The 17,357-nt window shown below is 65.1% G+C and carries 24 protein-coding genes and 2 pseudogenes; 9 read left to right on the top strand and 17 right to left on the bottom strand.

Annotated elements, in window-relative coordinates; genetic code table 11:
• Nucleotides 1-713, bottom strand: a 713-nt coding sequence (locus V8324_RS18630; protein ID WP_336421412.1) for an MFS transporter, incomplete at its 3' end; no start/stop codon positions are given.
• 238 nt (nt 714-951) lie between these two features.
• Between V8324_RS18630 and V8324_RS18625 the strand changes: the two genes are divergently transcribed.
• Both V8324_RS18625 and V8324_RS18620 read left to right on the top strand, forming a co-directional pair.
• Entirely contained in the window at nt 952-1,650 is a 699-nt protein-coding gene (locus V8324_RS18625; RefSeq protein ID WP_336421411.1) for a helix-turn-helix domain-containing protein, read from the top strand.
• An 11-nt stretch (nt 1,651-1,661) separates the two neighbouring features.
• Nucleotides 1,662-1,973 (top strand): carboxymuconolactone decarboxylase family protein, encoded by a 312-nt coding sequence (locus V8324_RS18620; RefSeq protein WP_336421410.1) that lies wholly within the window; start codon nt 1,662-1,664, stop codon nt 1,971-1,973.
• A gap of 23 nt (nt 1,974-1,996) precedes the next feature.
• On the opposite strand, the gene V8324_RS18615 is transcribed toward V8324_RS18620, so the two are convergent.
• The 6 genes from V8324_RS18615 to V8324_RS18590 form a co-directional block, all read right to left on the bottom strand.
• On the bottom strand, nt 1,997-2,293 hold the full coding sequence (locus V8324_RS18615) for a DUF6455 family protein (protein ID WP_336421409.1): 297 nt from the start codon (nt 2,291-2,293) through the stop codon (nt 1,997-1,999).
• 116 nt (nt 2,294-2,409) lie between these two features.
• The gene (locus V8324_RS18610) at nt 2,410-3,075 is read right to left on the bottom strand and encodes an NnrU family protein (RefSeq protein WP_336421408.1); all 666 of its coding nucleotides are present in this window, start codon (nt 3,073-3,075) and stop codon (nt 2,410-2,412) included.
• A gap of 12 nt (nt 3,076-3,087) precedes the next feature.
• Nucleotides 3,088-4,293 (bottom strand): NnrS family protein, encoded by a 1,206-nt coding sequence (locus V8324_RS18605; protein ID WP_336421407.1) that lies wholly within the window; start codon nt 4,291-4,293, stop codon nt 3,088-3,090.
• Nucleotides 4,290-4,967, bottom strand: coding sequence for a 5-formyltetrahydrofolate cyclo-ligase (locus V8324_RS18600; RefSeq protein WP_336421406.1), 678 nt, complete (start codon nt 4,965-4,967; stop codon nt 4,290-4,292). The genes V8324_RS18605 and V8324_RS18600 overlap by 4 nt, the downstream gene beginning before the upstream one ends.
• Nucleotides 4,964-5,347 carry a DUF488 domain-containing protein gene (locus V8324_RS18595; protein WP_336421405.1) on the bottom strand — a complete coding sequence of 128 codons (384 nt, stop codon included), beginning with the start codon at nt 5,345-5,347 and terminating at the stop codon, nt 4,964-4,966. Before V8324_RS18595 ends, V8324_RS18600 begins: the two co-directional genes overlap by 4 nt.
• A 27-nt stretch (nt 5,348-5,374) precedes the next feature.
• Nucleotides 5,375-5,674, bottom strand: a complete 300-nt coding sequence (locus V8324_RS18590) for a hexameric tyrosine-coordinated heme protein (protein WP_336421404.1) — start codon at nt 5,672-5,674, stop codon at nt 5,375-5,377.
• Nucleotides 5,675-5,921: 247 nt separating this feature from the next.
• Between V8324_RS18590 and V8324_RS18585 the strand changes: the two genes are divergently transcribed.
• The gene (locus V8324_RS18585; RefSeq protein ID WP_336421403.1) at nt 5,922-6,338 is read left to right on the top strand and encodes an Rrf2 family transcriptional regulator; all 417 of its coding nucleotides are present in this window, start codon (nt 5,922-5,924) and stop codon (nt 6,336-6,338) included.
• Nucleotides 6,339-6,354: 16 nt separating this feature from the next.
• Nucleotides 6,355-6,642, top strand: a complete 288-nt coding sequence (locus tag V8324_RS18580) for a hypothetical protein (protein WP_336421402.1) — start codon at nt 6,355-6,357, stop codon at nt 6,640-6,642.
• Between the two features lie 232 nt (nt 6,643-6,874).
• Here V8324_RS18580 and V8324_RS18575 read toward each other — a convergent pair.
• The 3 genes and pseudogenes from V8324_RS18575 to V8324_RS18565 all read right to left on the bottom strand — a co-directional run bounded on the left by V8324_RS18575 (nt 6,875) and on the right by V8324_RS18565 (nt 8,658).
• Nucleotides 6,875-7,979: pseudogene (locus tag V8324_RS18575) on the bottom strand (IS630 family transposase).
• 278 nt (nt 7,980-8,257) lie between these two features.
• A pseudogene (locus V8324_RS18570) lies at nt 8,258-8,572 on the bottom strand (terminase gpA endonuclease subunit); the annotation flags it as partial.
• Nucleotides 8,536-8,658, bottom strand: coding sequence for a phage terminase large subunit family protein (locus tag V8324_RS18565; RefSeq protein ID WP_336421414.1), 123 nt, complete (start codon nt 8,656-8,658; stop codon nt 8,536-8,538). The pseudogene V8324_RS18570 and the gene V8324_RS18565, both read right to left, overlap by 37 nt.
• A 309-nt stretch (nt 8,659-8,967) precedes the next feature.
• On the opposite strand from V8324_RS18565, the gene V8324_RS18555 reads away from it, so the two are divergent.
• The 4 genes from V8324_RS18555 to V8324_RS18540 all read left to right on the top strand — a co-directional run bounded on the left by V8324_RS18555 (nt 8,968) and on the right by V8324_RS18540 (nt 10,521).
• Nucleotides 8,968-9,165: a hypothetical protein gene (locus V8324_RS18555; RefSeq protein ID WP_336421401.1), complete on the top strand. Its 198-nt coding sequence runs from the start codon at nt 8,968-8,970 to the stop codon at nt 9,163-9,165.
• Nucleotides 9,162-9,446, top strand: coding sequence for a hypothetical protein (locus tag V8324_RS18550; RefSeq protein ID WP_336421400.1), 285 nt, complete (start codon nt 9,162-9,164; stop codon nt 9,444-9,446). Before V8324_RS18555 ends, V8324_RS18550 begins: the two co-directional genes overlap by 4 nt.
• A gap of 103 nt (nt 9,447-9,549) precedes the next feature.
• Entirely contained in the window at nt 9,550-9,822 is a 273-nt protein-coding gene (locus tag V8324_RS18545) for a hypothetical protein (protein ID WP_336421399.1), read from the top strand.
• A gap of 141 nt (nt 9,823-9,963) precedes the next feature.
• Nucleotides 9,964-10,521 carry a DUF3489 domain-containing protein gene (locus V8324_RS18540; RefSeq protein ID WP_336421398.1) on the top strand — a complete coding sequence of 186 codons (558 nt, stop codon included), beginning with the start codon at nt 9,964-9,966 and terminating at the stop codon, nt 10,519-10,521.
• A gap of 6 nt (nt 10,522-10,527) precedes the next feature.
• On the opposite strand, the gene V8324_RS18535 is transcribed toward V8324_RS18540, so the two are convergent.
• The 7 genes from V8324_RS18535 to V8324_RS18505 all read right to left on the bottom strand — a co-directional run bounded on the left by V8324_RS18535 (nt 10,528) and on the right by V8324_RS18505 (nt 16,094).
• On the bottom strand, nt 10,528-10,908 hold the full coding sequence (locus V8324_RS18535; protein WP_336421397.1) for a hypothetical protein: 381 nt from the start codon (nt 10,906-10,908) through the stop codon (nt 10,528-10,530).
• A 66-nt stretch (nt 10,909-10,974) separates the two neighbouring features.
• Nucleotides 10,975-11,184 carry a DUF7220 family protein gene (locus V8324_RS18530; RefSeq protein WP_336421413.1) on the bottom strand — a complete coding sequence of 70 codons (210 nt, stop codon included), beginning with the start codon at nt 11,182-11,184 and terminating at the stop codon, nt 10,975-10,977.
• A 5-nt stretch (nt 11,185-11,189) separates the two neighbouring features.
• Nucleotides 11,190-11,651 carry a hypothetical protein gene (locus tag V8324_RS18525; RefSeq protein WP_336421396.1) on the bottom strand — a complete coding sequence of 154 codons (462 nt, stop codon included), beginning with the start codon at nt 11,649-11,651 and terminating at the stop codon, nt 11,190-11,192.
• A complete protein-coding gene (locus tag V8324_RS18520) occupies nt 11,648-13,024 on the bottom strand; it encodes a site-specific DNA-methyltransferase (protein WP_336421395.1) in 1,377 nt (458 codons plus the stop codon). The genes V8324_RS18525 and V8324_RS18520 overlap by 4 nt, the downstream gene beginning before the upstream one ends.
• A complete protein-coding gene (locus V8324_RS18515) occupies nt 13,021-14,283 on the bottom strand; it encodes a site-specific DNA-methyltransferase (RefSeq protein ID WP_336421394.1) in 1,263 nt (420 codons plus the stop codon). Before V8324_RS18515 ends, V8324_RS18520 begins: the two co-directional genes overlap by 4 nt.
• Before the next feature lie 648 nt (nt 14,284-14,931).
• Entirely contained in the window at nt 14,932-15,390 is a 459-nt protein-coding gene (locus tag V8324_RS18510; protein WP_336421393.1) for a pyridoxamine 5'-phosphate oxidase family protein, read from the bottom strand.
• A gap of 308 nt (nt 15,391-15,698) precedes the next feature.
• On the bottom strand, nt 15,699-16,094 hold the full coding sequence (locus tag V8324_RS18505) for a rhodanese-like domain-containing protein (RefSeq protein WP_336421392.1): 396 nt from the start codon (nt 16,092-16,094) through the stop codon (nt 15,699-15,701).
• A 73-nt stretch (nt 16,095-16,167) separates the two neighbouring features.
• Between V8324_RS18505 and ftrA the strand changes: the two genes are divergently transcribed.
• Nucleotides 16,168-17,181, top strand: a complete 1,014-nt coding sequence (gene ftrA, locus V8324_RS18500) for a transcriptional regulator FtrA (RefSeq protein WP_336421391.1) — start codon at nt 16,168-16,170, stop codon at nt 17,179-17,181.
• Nucleotides 17,182-17,357 lie beyond the last annotated feature (176 nt).

The raw sequence follows: 17,357 nt of genomic DNA, 5'->3' as shown, positions 1-17,357 counted from the left end.
AAGCTGGCCAGCGCCACGAACGCGCCGAAGACGAAGAAGTAATAGGTGGCAAAGCGCCAGACCTGGATGTTCTTCAACGGCGCCAGTTGATCGGCTGTCGACACCGGCCCGCCGCCGGTGCGCTTGCGCTCTTCATGGACCGGATCGGTCTTGGCGAGCACGAAGAACAGAACCGCCGTCACGGCGAGGACCACGGCATAGACGCGCGCCGTGCCTTCCCAGCCAAGCGCGACCACCAGAAACGGCGCGGCAAAGTTCGTCACCGCCGCGCCCACGTTACCGGCGCCGAAGATGCCCAGGGCGGTGCCCTGACGCTCCTTCTCGAACCAGCGCGAGGTATAGGCGACGCCCACGATGAACGACCCGCCGGCCAGCCCGAGACCGAGCGCGGCGAGCAGGAAGATCTCGTAGGTCTGGACACTGGTCAGCAGCCAGACGGCGACCGCCGTGACCAGCATCTGCAGCGGGAACATGACCCGCCCGCCGAACTGCTCTGTCCAGACGCCGAGGAAAATGCGGCTGATCGACCCGGTCAGCACCGGCGTTGCAACCAGCAGGCCGAATTGCGTGTCGTTGAGCCCGAGGTCCTCCTTGATCTGCACGCCGATGATCGAGAAGATCGTCCAGACTGCGAAGCAGACCGTGAAGGCAAAGGTGCTCAGTCCCAAGGCACGGTACTGGTCCGTGCGTGTGACGCCGTCGCGCGTTGGCATGAGGGTCTCCTGAGGTTGATCCTGGGTGACGTTCGCGGTTGACGAAACACGGCGGAGCGGGAGACTTTCTTGACCTAAGTCAAATTGCGCGGCGCCGGCCTGCCAAATAATTCGGGATACGAAATCCGTCGCGACGCGACTTGAACGAGTTGGGAAGGCGCGGCGGTCGAAATCAAATGATAGCTTGACAATTATCAATTATCTGCCGAGACACGCCAAGAGTGAACGGAAGGACGCGATGAGATCCGATGATATCCCCGCGATTCGGGACCTTGACCTCTTCCGCTCGATGGCCGAGGACAGCTTTCACACTCTCGTCCAGGCGGCCTATCTGCAAGGCTTCCCACCCCAGGTCGACCTGATCACCGAGGGCGATCCTGCGGATTTCCTGCATGTCGTGGTGTCCGGGGCGGTCGATCTCTATGCCGGCTGGAACGGGCGCGAGACCAGCATGGCCACTGTGCGCCCGATCTCGACCTTCATCCTGGCCGCGACGATCCGCGACGCGCGGTACCTGATGTCGGCCCGTACGCTGGAGAAAAGCCGCATCATCCTGATCCCCAGTGAGGACGTGCGCGCGGCCTTCGACGCGGATGGCGAGTTCGCCCGCGCCGTGGTGCGCGAACTCGCCCAGTGCTACCGCTCGGTCGTCAAGGCCCAGAAAGACCTCAAGCTGCGCAGCTCGCTCGAACGGCTGGCGAATTTCCTGTTGCGTCAACAACGGCGCGCGGGCGGCGTACCCGGCTTCGAGCTGCCCTTCGACAAACGCCGCCTCGCCTCGTTTCTGGGGATGACGCCGGAAAACCTCAGCCGCGCCTTCAAATCCTTGCAGAATTACGGCGTGGCCGTCGACGGCGCGCGCGTCAACATCAACGATCGCGCCGACCTCGAAAGTCTCGCGAAACCCACCCCGCTGATCGACGATTCGACAACATGAAGGAGACCCTCATGAGCAAATCCATGCCCGGTGCCGCCGGCGATCTCGCCGATGACTATCCCGAGATCTGGAACGCCTACGCGGCACTCGGCAAGGCCACGGCTGATTGCGGCCCGCTGACGGATCGCGAAAAGCGGCTGGTGAAGCTGGCGCTTGCCATCGGCGCAGGCTCGGAAGGGGCGGTGCATTCGCATACCCGCCGCGCGATGTCGGACGGGATCGAGAAAGCCGCATTGCATCAGGTCGCGATGCTCGCCATCGGGCCGCTGGGGCTGCCGCGCGCCGTCGCCGCCAAGACGTGGATCGAGGATATTGAAGAGTGAGTCGCGATGGATTGGCCGACCTCTCAGGGAACGCTCGGCACGTCGGGATCCTCTTTCGCAAGCTTCCTTATAAGCTGCCTGTTGGCGCAGAACGCCGGCACGCCCGTATGTGTAGACGCGCTGTCGAGCCAGGCCGCGCAGATTTCACTGGACTCACAGGCAAGACAGGTGTGGACGCTTTCACGAACGAAGGGTGCCAGATCGCGCGAGGCGCTCAGCGCCGCGACGCTGACCCCAGAGCGCCCGAACATACGTCGGCGCAATGACATCCGAGCTTCGAATGTTTCGATGGTCAGGTTGTCTGGCGTCAGGGCTGGCATGGCGGATCTCTGCAGTGAACGACGATGATGAAATCATAGCACGAGAAGACTTCCAAGTCGCGCTGTGTTACGCACCCAATTCAAGTTTGGACGTCAGCTCCGTAAGTGGGGCCGTGTCAGGGCAGCGGGCTGACCCCGAACAGATAGGGATGCAGCCCGATCAGACCGACATAAAGCGCGATACCCGCCGCGAGACGCATGGCGGTGGCCAGCGATATTGGCTCGGAAACGGTGGGCGCAGCCCTTGCGGCATCGCGCAGCCGGTCCCAGTCCCCGCCCATCTCGCGCCGCTTGCGCCGGTCGATCAAGCGCCCGCCAAGGCCGGCGAACGCGGCGAAGGTGCCGAACAGGATGACATGCGCGAGATCGCCGTTCGGCACGACATGCGCGCCCGCCCATAGCGCCAGCGCGACCAGCAGCGGATGGCGCGTCCAGCGGACGATGCCGGGGTGTCTCGGCGCGAACCGATGGTTGCGCGCGCCGCCGAAGGAGAACGGGTTGGGCCGCGCGATGCTCAGCCCGAGGATCAGGCAGACCGGCAGCATCACCGTGAGCACCACATGGTTCTGCCACGGGGCCCAGCCCCAGAGGGGGACGTAAGGCGCGCGACCCGCCGCGACGATCAGCCAGGCCAGAACCGCCAGCGACAGCACGGAATAGGCGACGGTGAACCCGGCCCGCCCGAGCCGCGCCTGCAGCAAAGGCCGCACCGGCGGGCGCACCGGGATCGAATGCGATAGGAAAAAGACCGTGTAGGCCGCCGCGAATTCGACCCATCCCATCGCCGTGCCGCCTCAGATGCGCTTGTTCGGCGGCAGGCGCAACAGCGCGCCGCCATAGACCACGGCGAACCCGCCGTAGGCGGCGATCCAGGCCAGCCCTGCGCCGATATGCAGCGCCCCGGCGATCCCGGGCCAGAAACCGGCGGCAAGCCGCGCCAGCACGGCCACCACAAGGGCGGCATAGATCGCCACGGTGCCCGGCCCGGCGCTCAGCGCCTGCCCGGTATGGCCCAAGGTGGCGCGCGTCATCACCGCCAGCGTCATCAGCCCGATCGCCCCAGCCATCCAGAGATGCTGTGCGCCGGCCATCCCCAGGCTGCCGGGCATCAGGATCTCGGCCGCAACCGCGAGCGCCCCCAGCGGCACGAAGGCATAGCCCGCATGCAGTACCAGGACCAGCGGCTCTGCCGCTGTCCGATGTCCCGACCAGCGGACGAGACGCCCCAGATGCAGCGCACCTGCCAGCAGCAAGGCGGCGCCCGTCGCTGCGTGCAGTGGCCAGATCACCCACAGGACGAGGGCTGCGAGCAACACGACCAGCGCCGCCTTGTCAAAGCCCTGCATCGGCGGAGTCGGCAACTGCGCGCGCTGCCGTTTGACCAGCCAGTTGCGGGTGAACGAGGGCACGACCCGCCCGCCGATCACCGCGATCATCATGAGCGCCGCCCCGAGCCCGAGGCGCAGGCCATGGCCTTGCGCGGCATAGCCGCCTCGCGCCGCCTCCCAATGGAACAGCGCGTTGCCGGCGGCGAAGACGGCGAGCATGCAAAGAACGATCAGGTTGCGCCAGTTGCGGCCCGCCACGATCTCGCGCGCCAGCACCGCAGCCAGCACGACCGGCAGAGACAGGTCGGCCACGGCAACGGCGACCGGTGGCAGCGTCTGCGACACCGCCACCGCGACGCGGCCCGCGATCCACAAGGCCACCAGCCCGCCAAGCGGCCAGCCGACGATCGGCAGCCGCCCGGTCCAGTTCGGCACCGCGGTCAGCAGGAACCCCGCCACGACGGCCCCGAGATAGCCGAAGAGGAACTCATGCGCGTGCCAACTGACCGGGTCGAAGGCCGTGGGCAGGACCACCCGCCCGGCCAGCATCGGCACCCATAGCGCCATCGACAGCACGGCCCAGAGCGCGGCCCCCAGGAAGAACGGACGAAACCCGTAGGTCAGGATCGCCGGCCCGTGCCAGGCGCGGATCTGCGCGGCGGTGCTGCTCATGGCGCGTCCCTGTCGACCTGCAGACCGGCCTCGGTGACGATGACATCGAGCGCGATGTCATGCGGTTGCGGATGGATGGTGTCGAGCTTTGCTGCCTGGAACCCCACGCCGATGGTGACGGGACGCGGCGACAGCGCCGCCAGCGTCCGGTCGAAATACCCACCCCCATAGCCGAGGCGGTAGCCCGCCATGTCCCAGCCCATCAGCGGCGCGAGAGTGATTTCGGGGGTCACTGCCACGGCGTCGTCCGGCGGGACGGGAATGTTCCAGTCGCCGCGCACCATGCGCGTCTGGGGCGTCCAGTGGCGGAAGACCAGCGGCGCGTGCTTCACCTCGACCAGCGGCAGCGCGACGGTCGCGCCGGCCGCACTCAGCTCTTCCATCAGCGGGCGCAGATCGGGTTCGCCCTTGATCGGCCAGTAGGCCGAGACGACGCGCCCGCGCATGTCGCCGAACCGGGCCGCCAGAAGATCGCGAAGGTGTCCGGTCAGCGCAGCGGCTGCCGCGCGGCGGTCCTGCACGCGCATCGCCTGCCGCGCGGGGCGCAGCCGCGCCCGCTCGGCCCGGCGCCAGCGTGCGACGTCGCTCGGCTGTTGCGGATCGAAATATCCCGGCGCGATATCCGCCGCCATGCAGGGCGGCGAGGCGTAGCGGCGGGCGTCATCGGCGGTCATGTCGCGTCCTCTCGTGTCAGTCTTTCGCGAAGGTGCTCGCGCAGCACCACCGCCTGGTTGTGATCGCGGTCCTTCGCGGCGAAGAGCAGGATCACCGGCCCCGCCCGGCACCAGGCAAGACAGCGGTCGACCGCCTCGGGGGTGTCGCCAAGCTCGGCCAGATAGCTTTCGCGGAACGCCGCCCACCTGGCGGGATCGTGGCCGAACCAGGTGCGCAGCGCAGTCGAGGGGGCGGCCTCGCGGATCCAGTCATCGAGTTGCAAGGCCGCCCTCGCGATGCCGCGCGGCCAGACGCGATCAACCAGCAGGCGCGCGCCGGGCAGGTCCGACAGATCGTCATGGACCCGTGCGAGGCGGATCGGGAAAGCGGTGTCGGTCATTCGCGGCCTCGCATCCGGGGCGACCGGTCAGTCGCGCCAGTAATCATTGGCGGCGGCGATCGTCGCGAAATACGCGGCGACCACGCCGGAAGCGTCGATCAGGCTGTCAGGGTCGTGCGCATAGTTGGGGCGCAGCTTGTGCAGGGTCTCGACATTGGGTTGCGTCGTCTTGACCGCCGTGCGGGCCATCGTGACCGCCAGGTCGAAGCCCTGCGCGGGGGTTTCGGTCACCAGGCTGGGCAGCCAGCTCGCGGTGTCGTCCTGCGCCACCGCCGGCGCCCCGAGCAGGCAGGCACCGACGAGAGAGGCGAGAATATGGCGGGTCATGATATGCTCCTTTCGTGGTCGGTACCGGTGGCCAAGGCCGATGCATGCCGTCGATCACGACTGCATCTGCGGATAACGCATGTCGGTCTCGACCCGCAGAGGCGATGATCGGGGACGTGTCGGTATGCGTCATCGACACCCTCGCGATTTCCTGTTGGTAAATCACTTTAGGCCTGATAAAAGGCATTGTAAATACCTATTCAAAGAACGATCACCGAATACGCGACCACTGAAAGGCTCCACCACGATGCGCCTGACCTCCTTCACCGATTACGGCCTGCGCATGCTCATGCGCATGGCCGGCGCGCCGGACCGCGCCTTTTCGACCGCCGAGCTGGCCGAGGAGTTCGGGCTGTCGCGCAACCACCTGGCCAAGATCATGCAAAAGCTTGCCCATGGCGGCTTCGTTGCCACGCGCCGCGGCGGCGGCGGCGGCGCCATGCTGGCGCGCCCGGCCGAACAGATCCGTCTGGGCGCCCTCGTCGGGGCGCTGGAGGAGGGATATCCGCTCGTCGAATGTTTCGGCGCCGATGGCGGCAATTGTTCGATCGACGGCAAGTGTCGCCTCAAAGCACGCCTGCGCGTGGCCGAATCGCGCTTCCTGCAGGACCTCGATCGCTCGACCCTTGCAGATATCGCGCTGACGTCTGAACCGGCCACCTGAAAAAGGACTTTCCCCGATGGCGATGACAGCAACCCTGACCCTGTCGGAACGCCGGATCGGTTTCGGCCTGGCGGTCGCGCTGACGCTGCTTGGCCTCGCCATGGCAGGGGTCGCGCGGCACGGGCCGATGGCGCTGCATGGCGGCCTCGCGATGATCCTCGGCGTCGCGCTCGTCTTCGTGCTGGGCGGCGCGCTTTACGATCAGCCCGATCCGCCGGCCCGCCGCCTGACGCGGTACTACGACGCGCCGATCCGGTTCGGGATCGTGATGACGCTGATTTGGGCGGTGATCGCCATGGTATAGGCATTGGTGGTTGCCGCCTCGCCGGTTATGCGCGGCGCAGGCAAGTCTTGCGGTGTGCGCGCCTGCCAGACGAAGGCGCCCCCGCTACTCCAAGCACAACAACGCCAGTCAGTGTCCAGAGACCGCGACGCAGGGTCCTCCTGGATGTGTTTGCTGTTTTCATCGGCTCTTTTCGAGACGACTTTGCGCGGGACTCGCCGAAGAGCGAAGTCCGCATGTGATACCAACGGCCTTAGCCTTTGACCGCTTTAGCGTATTCTCGGGTGGTAATCGAGCGCACGGTGGCGATGTCGTTGGCGAAGAAGTTCCAAGCGTCGCAGGATCGTGCCACGATGTCCTCGTAGGTTTCGAACACGGAGATGGCGAGGCGGTTGGCGCGGAGGTAGGCCCAGACGTTCTCGACCGGGTTGAGCTCCGGGGCGTATGGCGGGAGCGGCAGTAGGGTGATGTTGTCGGGGATGCGAAGCGCCTTGGACCCGTGCCAGCCGGCGCCGTCGAGCACGAGAATGGCGTGCGCACCTTCGGCGACGGTGCGGGAGAACTCGGCGAGGTGGGCATTCATCGCGGCGGTGTCGACGTTGGGCATGACCAGCGCGGCGGTGGCTCCGCGTTCGGGGCAGACGGCGCCGAAAATGTAGGCCCAGGTGTAGCGGGTGTCGCGCGGGGCGCGTGGTCGGCTGCCGCGCGGAGCCCAGATGCGGGTGAGCGTGCCTTGCTGGCCGACCCTCGCCTCGTCTTGAAACCAGATCTCCAGGGGCTTGCCCCGGGCGCTCTCCGGCAGGGCGTCGGTTACGGTCCCGGCAAAGTTTTTTTGAACGCCTCCTGGGTCTCGGGATCGGATTTCGGGTGCTGCGGACGCACCGACAGCCGGCGAAATCCGAGCGCGGCCAACTGCTTGCCCACGGTGCGCTCGTGCATGGTGACGCCGAAGTGCGCCTCGATCTTGCGCTGAAGGTCGACGCGCCGCCAGCGCACCACCCCGTCCACGGCAGGGTCGGGACCCCCGCGCACCATCCGTGCCAGCTCGGCCTTCTGCTCAGCGCTCAGCCGCGGCTTCGGCCCGGCCGAGCGGCGGTCAGACAGCCCCTCCAGCCGTCGGCGTTGTAGCGGTGCCCGTTCGTCGGGAAAACCGTCCACTGGACGGTTTTCCGATCCTCCTCACCCCGGAGCGTCTGTCGGTCCATCCCACAGGTCTCGGCCGCAGTCTTGCGGTCCACCCCCTCCAGCACCAGCGCGATGGCCAGCATCCGCCGCGCCGCCTTGGCATCCTTCGCCGTCGCCGCCGCAACCCGAAGCTCACGTGCCGACAGGTCCGTTCGTGTGATCGCAACCGCCATCGAAACCTCCATGCTTCGATGAAAGGGAATCACAGCAGTGAACCGAAGAGAAGCCCGCGAGAGTCACGGACCGGGGCCGTTGGTATGAGTTGTCCCTTCCGGTCGGGCATGGTCTGGCTCGGGTCATCCGACATCTGCTGCATCATCTCGATGCAGCCTCCATCATAGGGCCTATCTGATGCGTCATCTGCATCATGCCCTGCATCCCGGAAATGTCACCGCCCATCATGCCGCCGTCTTGCATCATCTGTCCGTCCATCTGCGCGGGCGCGTTGCTAGCCGCGCTTGTTGCGGATCGTGACCAGCTGCTCGACCACCAGCTGCTTGAGCCATTCGCTGTCGGCCCAGTCCGGCAGATGCACCGTGCCGGCCGGGTCTGGCGCGTCCGGTTCGGTTGGGCGGTCCAGCCGCAAGTAGCGATATGTCTCTGCCTTGAAGGTGGCGGTCGCCACGGTCCAGAGGCGCGCGCCGCGTTTCAGCTTGCGCCAGTTCACCGCGGCATCGAAAAAGGTCGGCCCCGACACGGGCGTGGCGCGGTTTAAGCCTTCTATGCCCTTCACCGGCGCGAGACCATGAACACCTTGCGCCGATGCGCGAACGTGGTGGTGCGCGCCTCGGCCAGCGTGACCCGGTCGCCTTCCTCTTCGGCCGAAGCTGGGTAGGCACCCCGCGCGCGCATCTGATGATCGGGATCGGTCATCCCGCTCAGCCGGGCATCAGAGGCCGCAGCATCGATCGAGCCATCGGCAAACAGCACCAGTCGTCCAGTCTTGCGCGCCTTCTGCACAGCCCCACGCGATAGCCCGGCATAGTCGGCATAGGCGCGCTCGGGCATACCTTCCATGGCACTGTGATCGCCTTCAATGCATTGGAACCAAACGCGGAAAATCGTCCATTCGAGTTGATTACACGTCCCCGTCGAGCGACTCTGGTCCCCACGAGGCGGCGGCATCGCGCCCCCGCCAGGCTCCGGATCGGAGACAGCTTCATGACCATCGCCCAACGTTACAACGCCGAGGCGGCCCGCCTGCTTCCCCACATGGCGGAAAGCCTGGCCGTCGAGCCGACCATCACCACCGCGAACGAGTTCGACGAGATCGTGTTCCGCCGCAGCGAATTCCTCGGCGGCATGGCCTGCACCATCCTCGCCATGATCGAACGGCAGGATCAACGAGCAAGAGGTTGAGCACGCGCGCGCAGATCGCCGTCGAGATCGGGCCCGAGGAATGGGCGCACGTCTACGTCCACTATAATGGGTATCCCGCGCACATGCTGCTCGCGCTGGCGCGCTGGCTGCCCGAGGACATCCTCGCCGCGCGAGAAATCCGGCAGGTCCGCAAGGATGAAATCGACGGCTTCGAGCCGCCCCGCGACCCGCCCGTCCTGCCAATGCCCACGCGCGAGCTTTGTCATCTCTATGTCTGGCTCGCCGGAGCTTGGGTCGAGGTCAACCCGGATGCCGAATGATCAGAAAGCAACTTTATGGCTCTGATTCTCCTACACTTTCAGAACCCGTCGAGCGATTCTGGTGACACAAGGACGATGCAACTCACCATACGGAGCCACCGAGATGACCACCCGCCTCAATTCGATCACCACGCCGCGCCACCAGCTCCGCGCCGAGAAGGCGCGCCGTAACCGCGAAGCCGCCATGAACGCTTTCATCGGCAAGAAGGCCGAGATCGACGAGATGCTCGCGCGCCTGCAGGCGCTCAGCGACGATCATTTTGACTGCCACCCAGACGAGATCAGCTGGGGCGAAGTAGGCACGCTCGAGCATTATTCCAGCCTCCTCAAGCGCATCACCGACAGCGCCTTCAACGAGGGCGAACACGCCGAGTGATCTTTCCAGCCCGGCCTTCGGCGCAGCTCGCCACCATGGCGGGATGAGCCCGGACCGTGGCCCCAGTGGGGCCGCGTAAGCCGGGCGAATGCCGGTAGAAGGCGGCGCATCCCGCGTTGCCCGACCACACCGGAGGCCCCGATGTCCAAACTCACTGACACACAGACCATCATCCTCAGCCGCGCGGCCACGCGCCCCGGCAATCTTGCCATGCCGCTGCCCGAGGGGCTGCATGGCGCTGCCGCCAAAATGTCCGTCGCCCGGATGATTTCCAATGGCTGGCTCGAGGAGGTCGATGCCGATATCCGCCGCGGCGAGCCCCTTTGGCGCGAAACTGGCGATGGTCATGGCACCACGCTGATCGCGACCGAGGCCGGGCTGGAGGCGATCGGGATCGAGCCGGTGGTCCCCAAGGCCACCAACGTCCCGCGCAAGGCGAAGCCGGACCCCGCGGCGACGTCGGAGGCTTCCGAAGCCCCGACGCCTCCGGCCATCCGCGCCGGCACCAAGCAGGCCCGGATCATTGCGCTGCTTCAGCGCCCCGAGGGGGCGTCCATTGGCGAAATCGTCGAGGCGACCGGCTGGCAAGGACATTCTGCCAGAGGCATGATCTCCGGGGCGCTCAAGAAGAAGCTGGGCCTCGCGATCACTTCCCGGAAAGAGGCGGACAGGGGCACCGTCTACAGTCTGGACGCATGATCGGGCTCAAGCCTCGTCGAGATCGATCCGAGCTGCAATGTCCGGCGCGATCTGCCCCGCGTGCAGCGCCAACAGGATCAGCTTCGCATCCAGCGTTTCACCGTCATCCAGTGCCGTTTCCACTCGATCGTCGATGCGATCGGCATCGGCCACGCTGTTGCTGGCCGCAAACTGTTCATGTCCGAGCATGCAATAGGCCAGCAACTGTGATGCTTCGGCGAACGCAGCATCCTGATTTCTGACACCGGCATGTTTCTTGTTGAGCTTGATCACGGTCAGCTTCACGGGCTCCGGGACGAGAAGCGGATGCACGCCGGATGCGCGGAGCGCATCATCAAGGGCCCGCATTGCGGCGGAGCGGCCCAGCATGTCGAAAAGGCGAAACATGGCAGCGTCCCTATCAGGCTTTTGGCGCGCCCACATCTCCATTCCGGCAAGCTGGTGGCGTCAGTACTACCGCCAGTGCTCGAACAGCCTGCGCAGCGTGTAACCGCGCAGAAGCGATATGCCGGTGAAGACCCCGCCAAGCGCCAGGTTCTCGCCGAGGCTCACCTGCAGACCGAACCATGGAAACACCATGATCTGCATCGCCACGGCTAGCGCATAGCCGACAATGACATTGGTGACGGATTCGACGAGAGACATGCGCCGCGTCTGCCTCATTCGTCTCACGCCGAGGCCTTCGATTCATCGAGGATGCGCTGTGAGATCCGGCCCACATTGACGATGATGCACGCGCTTTTGCCTGATGCGATCAAGAGCGCGTCGTCATTGGTGTCTTGAACAAATTCGCAACGGTTCCTTCTTCCGGGCCCGTCCTCAAACGGATGGATCAGCCAGAGTACCCCGCCACAGTCGCCCGGCTGATCGGCGCTGGAGCACAGGAATGGCGACAGATGCTCCTGCACGAGGCCAAATGCGGTCTTTGGCCCATGGCCGATCATGCGCAATTCCTGTGCTGCAGCGATTGCCACGACGTCGCGCCAGCTATACCAGCGATCTTTTCCCGGCTCCGGCATATGCTCAGGACGAAACCCGTCACGCGATATGGCCTGGTTCAGGTCATCACGACGGATCGGTATCGTGCGCAGCAGATCGCCAGTTCGCCACCGCATGATATTGCTGGTCATGTCTTCGGTATTCCCGTTTCATCAACCATCTCGCCTCGGCCAGCTAGCTGCGCTCTCCGCCCCGTCGCGGTCTCCCAGCGCCGTACGGCGACGTCGCAATAGGCCGGATCGAGATCGATCGCGAAGCATCGCCGCTCGGTGCGTTCCGCCGCGACGATCTGGGTGCCGGAGCCGCAGAAGGGTTCGTAGATCAAGTCGCCCGGATCGGTAAAGGCCGCAAGGACCGCTTCGACCAGCGCCACCGGGAACACGGCCGGGTGCGATCCGGCCGCGCCCAGCCCGCCCTTGTGGCGCATGACGCGGAACACGCTGTCGGGGATGCGGTGGCTCTGGATCGCGTTGCCAGTGCCGGTCTTGGCCCTGACCTGGCCCTCGGTGGTGCGCAGCCCACCGCCGCCCAGCGTCTCGCCCGCATGTTTGCTTGGCACCGTCTTGTGCGGCTTTCGGGGCTGGCGGTTGAAGTGAAAGATGAACTCATGCGACGGCGCGAGGCGGCCGTTCCAGTCGCCGGGCAATCCGGGCCCCTGATCCCATACATACCAGCCGAAGCGTCGCCAGCCAGAGCTGCGCATCCACTCCACCCAGCCCTGCCAATAGGGGATCCACTCGCCATCGCGATGCACGAGGCCAAGGTTGACCAGCAGCTGGGCCGCGTCGGTGACCGGCGCCACCGCGAAGACGCCCTGCATCAGAGCGTCCCAATCGCCCACCTTCTGCTTGGCCGCGCCATAGTCACGCTGCTGGGCATAGGGTGGCGAGGTGAACATCAGCGACGCCTGCGCGCCCTCCATCAGTCTGGTCACGACATCCGCGTCAGTGGCATCCCCGCAGATCAGGCGGTGATTGCCCAGCGCCCAGATATCGCCGGGCTGCGTGATGGGCTCGGCCGGCGGCTCGGGGATGGTGTCGGCAGTGTCTTCATCGATCGGCGTGCGATCATCATCTGCGCTATCCGCATCATTGAGCAGCGCCTCCAGCTCGTCCTCATGGATGCCGATCAGCCCGAGGTCGAAATCCTCGGCCATCAGCCCGCGCAGCTCTTCCAGCAGCAGCGCCTCGTCCCAGCCGCCCAGCTCGGTCAACTTGTTGTCCGCGATGCGATACGCCCGGCGCTGCGCTTCGGTCAGATGGCTAAGAACGATGACCGGCGCCTCCGCCAGTCCCAGCTGTGCCGCGGCCAGGACACGGCCATGGCCCGCGATCAGCTCGCCATCGTCACCAACCAGGCAGGGCACGGTCCAGCCGAACTCGGCCATGCTCGCGGAAATCCGCGCCACCTGGTCGGCGTCGTGGGTTTTGGCGTTGCGGGCATAGGGCTTGAGCTGTTCAAGCGGCCAGAACTCGATCTGGCTCGGACGCATCTGCACGCTCATGCCGCGCGCCTCCCGGCCTTCAGTGCGGCGAAGCTTTCGCCGGTTTCCACCAGCACGGCTTCCTCACCGGTGAAAGACTGCCAGCGCTCGATGGCGACATCGACATAGGCCGGGTCGAGCTCGATGCCGTAGCAGATCCGGCCGGTCGTCTCGGCCGCGATCAGCGTGGTGCCGGATCCCATGAAGGGTTCAAACACGGCCTGCCCGTGGTTGGAGTTGTTCAGGATCGGGCGGCGCATGCACTCCACGGGCTTCTGGGTGCCATGCACCGTCTCGCTGTCCTGATCCTTGCTCGCGATCTGCCACAGGGTCGTCTGCTTGCGATCGCCGGCCCAGTGGCCCTTCGCCTTGGCGCGCACGGCATACCAGCAGGGCTCGTGCTGCCAGTGGTAGTCGCCGCGGCTGAGCACCAGCCGATCCTTGGCCCAGATAATCTGCGAGCGGATGGCGAAACCCGAGGCGGTCAGCGACTCCGCCACCTCGGCCGCATGCAGGGCTCCGTGCCAGACATAGGCGACATCACCCGGAAACAGGGCCCATGCCTCGCGCCAGTCGGCATGGTCGTCATTGAGCACCTTGCCGGTGCGCTTGGTCTTCGCGGCGCCCGCCTGGTTACGCCAGGCAGGGTCATAGGCCACGCCATAGGGCGGGTCGGTGACCATCAGCAGCGGCTTTACATCGCCCAGCAGCGCCCCGACCACATCGGCCGATGTGCTGTCGCCACAGATCAGCCGGTGATCCCCCAGCTGCCAGAGGTCCCCCGGCACCGACACCGGCGTGGCCGGCGCTTCGGGAATGTCATCCTCGCCCTCGACCGGGCCGTCGCCGTCCTGCGCCTCGGGATCCTGCAGGAGGGCGTCGAGTTCGGCCTCACCGATCCCCAGCAGCGAGAGGTCGAAATCATCGGCCAGCAGCCCCGCGATCTCGTCGCGCAACATCGCCTCGTCCCAGTCGCCGAGCTCGGTCAATTTATTGTCCGCGATCCTGTACGCCCGCCGCTCGGCCTCATCCAGATGGCTGAGCCGGATCACCGGCACCTCGGTCAGCCCCAGCATGGTGGCGGCCAGCACCCGGCCATGCCCGGCGATCAGCTCGCCATCGTCGGCGACCATGCAGGGCACGGTCCAGCCGAACTGCGCCATGCTGGCGGCGATCTTCGCCACCTGGTCGTCGCCGTGCATCTTGGCATTGCGGGCATAGGGGCGCAGCCGGTCGATCGGCCACGCCTCGATCTCGCTTGGCGCGAAGACAAGATCCATGGGTGTTCTCTGCTGTGGTGAAAGGCGGACAGACGCAGACGCGCGACCGGACCGGTCGGCGACAGCACCAGGATCCGCGATGTAGGAAAAAAGCAAAACGCCCGCGAGGGGTGTCCTCCGGGCGCAATTGTTCGATTATTAAGGGGTACGTCAAGGGGGCTAGAAATGTCAAAGGGTTTTTTTGCATTGGAATCAAAATCTTCCCTGAACATCGCCCCGGCGGGCCTGCGAGGGGTTTTCCGAGGCGGCTTCCGGCTGGGGTGGATTCCGTTCAGGTGGCTTCCCTGGATTCCTCCGAGGAATCCACCTTGCCAGCGGGGCCCTCGGCTAAGCTGCTGATAATGAGTCAGAAATCCGAGTCGAGCCGATGAGGTGGATTCCAAGTGGATTCCCCGGTGAGGAATCCAGTCGCTAGCGAAATCGCGCGCTGAGCCCCCCCGTATACGATCAGCGCCATGGAGGAACCGTGGGAGGGGGGGCAAGCGACCCGGCGGGCCGAGTTGCGGTAGTCACCGAAGCGGCCGCTCGGGCTTGATGCGGCGAAAGACCGTTGTCAGCCCAGAGCGGACCCACAGCCCTTGGCCTGAATCTGCGATAGCTGACCTTCGCTGCGCGGATTGCGAACTGGTGAACTGTCGGACAAAGCGGTCATTTCGGGATCGGCTGCACCCCATAGGTGCGACAAGCATCTGCGCGCAATTCCGCTTCGCTTCGATCCGGGTAGAAAACATAGCTTGGCGCGAGGATGGGCGAGGACCGCTCAACACAGATGGATATCACGTGGCGGATCGGAAACGCGCCGCCTGTCTTTACCAGAAGCGGTGCAGCCAACGACGCGAAACTTGGCTGATCGGCGGCGATGATTTCAGCCATCCCTTCCAGCTTACGCCCGCGCTGAAGAAAAACGTCGATCAGACTGACACAGACCGCAGGGTTTGCCCGGATGTTCCTGACACTGCGCCCCGAGGCGATATCGGCGATTACAAGCCTGTCGGAGTTTGTTTCGTCATAGATCTCCTTTGGAGAAACATTCGGCCTGTTGCTGGAATCCACGGTTGCGAGCCAGCAGAGAACGTACCTTTCCGGCTCCTTGAAGTTGCTTGTCATGTGCGTTTCTCGAAGATGAGGCGGACACCGAAAAGCACGAGAAACGTCCCTATGATCCGCTCGATCCACACGCTAAACCGCCTGTAGGCTGCGCGCGCCCTCCCACGGAGCGTAGTCCAAGGTCATTGCAAAATAGCCGATCAGCTTTTCGATCTCTGCCACGAACAAGTGAACCGCGGGTTCAAGTAGCCGAAGCAGATCATCCAGAACGTCCGGCGGCAACGCTGCTACGCCGCGCTCGAATGTGGCGTGATCTTGGATCGTCGGCAGAACCTGTGGGCCGCCGTCTGGCCACGTCCGCCGGGGGCTCATTCCCCAGTCACCACCTCGAAGCCTTCGTCAAGCCAGCCGGTGATGCCGCCGACCATGATTTTGACCGGTCGGCCCAATTCGGCCAGCCGCAGCGCCCCGCGCGCAGCCCCGTTGCAGTGGGGTCCGGCACAATAGGTGACGAACAGCGTGTCCTCCGGCCAAGCGTTCACCTTCGATCTCGTTATTTTGCCATGCGGCAGAAGGACGGCTCCCGGGATGTGGCCATCGGCATATAGCGAAGAGCTGCGAACATCCAGAAGGACAAAGTCAGGGTCTTTGGACAGAGCGTCATGCACGTCCCAGCAATCGGTCTGGAACGTGAACTCAGCGGCGAAATGCTGCCTTGCGTCATCACTGGAGGCGGCGGGCATTGCAGTCACGGAAGAGGGCATGAGCATATCCTTTCTCAATCGTCGAAAGAATATAGCCAGGCGACGACATTCGTGGCAATTGGCAGGAATGACAATGTCCGAAAAGATCATGCCAAACGTATCTACTCTCCCGCCAACCACGGGGCCACTGGTTTCCGCTCTTCTTTATGACGGCCTTTGCACGTTCGAGTTTGGCATCGTGGCTGAGGTGTTCGGGCTGGACCGGCCCGAGATGGGACCGGCTTGGTATCGCTTCGCTAGCTGCGCTATCGACCCCGGACCTCTGCGCGCGCACGGCGGCTTCACCCTGACGCCCGACCATGGGCCGGACCTGCTGGACGAGGCCGACATTATCATTGTGCCGGGGTGGAAGGACGCAGGTGCAGAAGTGCCTGAGGCGTTGTTGGACCGACTTCGCGCCGCGCATGCCCGAGGCGCAAGGTTGGTGTCGATCTGCTCTGGCGCCTTCGTTCTAGCAGCCACCGGCCTGCTGGATGGTGCAACGGCCGCGACCCACTGGCGTTATGCCAGCGCCTTGCAAGACCGCTTTCCAAAGGTCAAAGTCGACGCCGCATCCCTTTACCGCAGCCACAACAGGATCTTTACATCAGCAGGAAGCGCGGCTGGCATCGACCTGTTGATCGAGATCGTTAAGCAGGATTTTGGCGCGGAAGCCGCCAACTCCGTGGCCCGCCGACTAGTCGTTCCAGCTCACCGTACCGGCGGACAGGCCCAGTTCCTCGAGCGGCCCGTGCCCGTCTATCAGGGAGGCCAGATTGCACCGCTTCTCGACCGCATGCGTGAGACACTCGCCGAGGATTGGCCGCTCGAACGGATGGCGCGGGACCGCAGCATGAGCCTTCGGACGTTTTTACGCCGCTTCAAGAATGCTACCGGCATGACACCCGGCGTCTGGCTGAGGACGGAGCGGGTCGAGGCTGCGAAGGCACTGTTGTCTGGAGGCCACCTCGGCATTGATGCGATCTCGACGGCTGTCGGGTTCGGCTCCGCGCACGCATTGCGTCACCACTTCCGCAGCCGGACAGGACTGCCGCCGTCCGCCTTCCGGCAGCAGTTTCTGCCTACAGGCACCGCTACAAGCGAATGACCGTTGTGGGCTCTGAGCCGGCTTTCGCCGCATACTACACGAAGGGCTGCTAAGGGGAAACGGACCAAATTTTGCAAAGGTCGCTCCCTGCGCATGCACTAAATCGCTCCGCGATAGTGGCTCTGGGTGGCGGCGTTGCGCTGAAGCGGGTTTTGCTTCGCGATTTTCGAGGTCGG

It is taken from the genome of Roseovarius sp. D22-M7, from assembly GCF_037083785.1.
Lineage (GTDB): Bacteria > Pseudomonadota > Alphaproteobacteria > Rhodobacterales > Rhodobacteraceae > Roseovarius.
The sequence above is the reverse complement of the archived record's forward strand: the minus strand, read 5'-3'. Positions and strand labels throughout refer to the sequence as shown.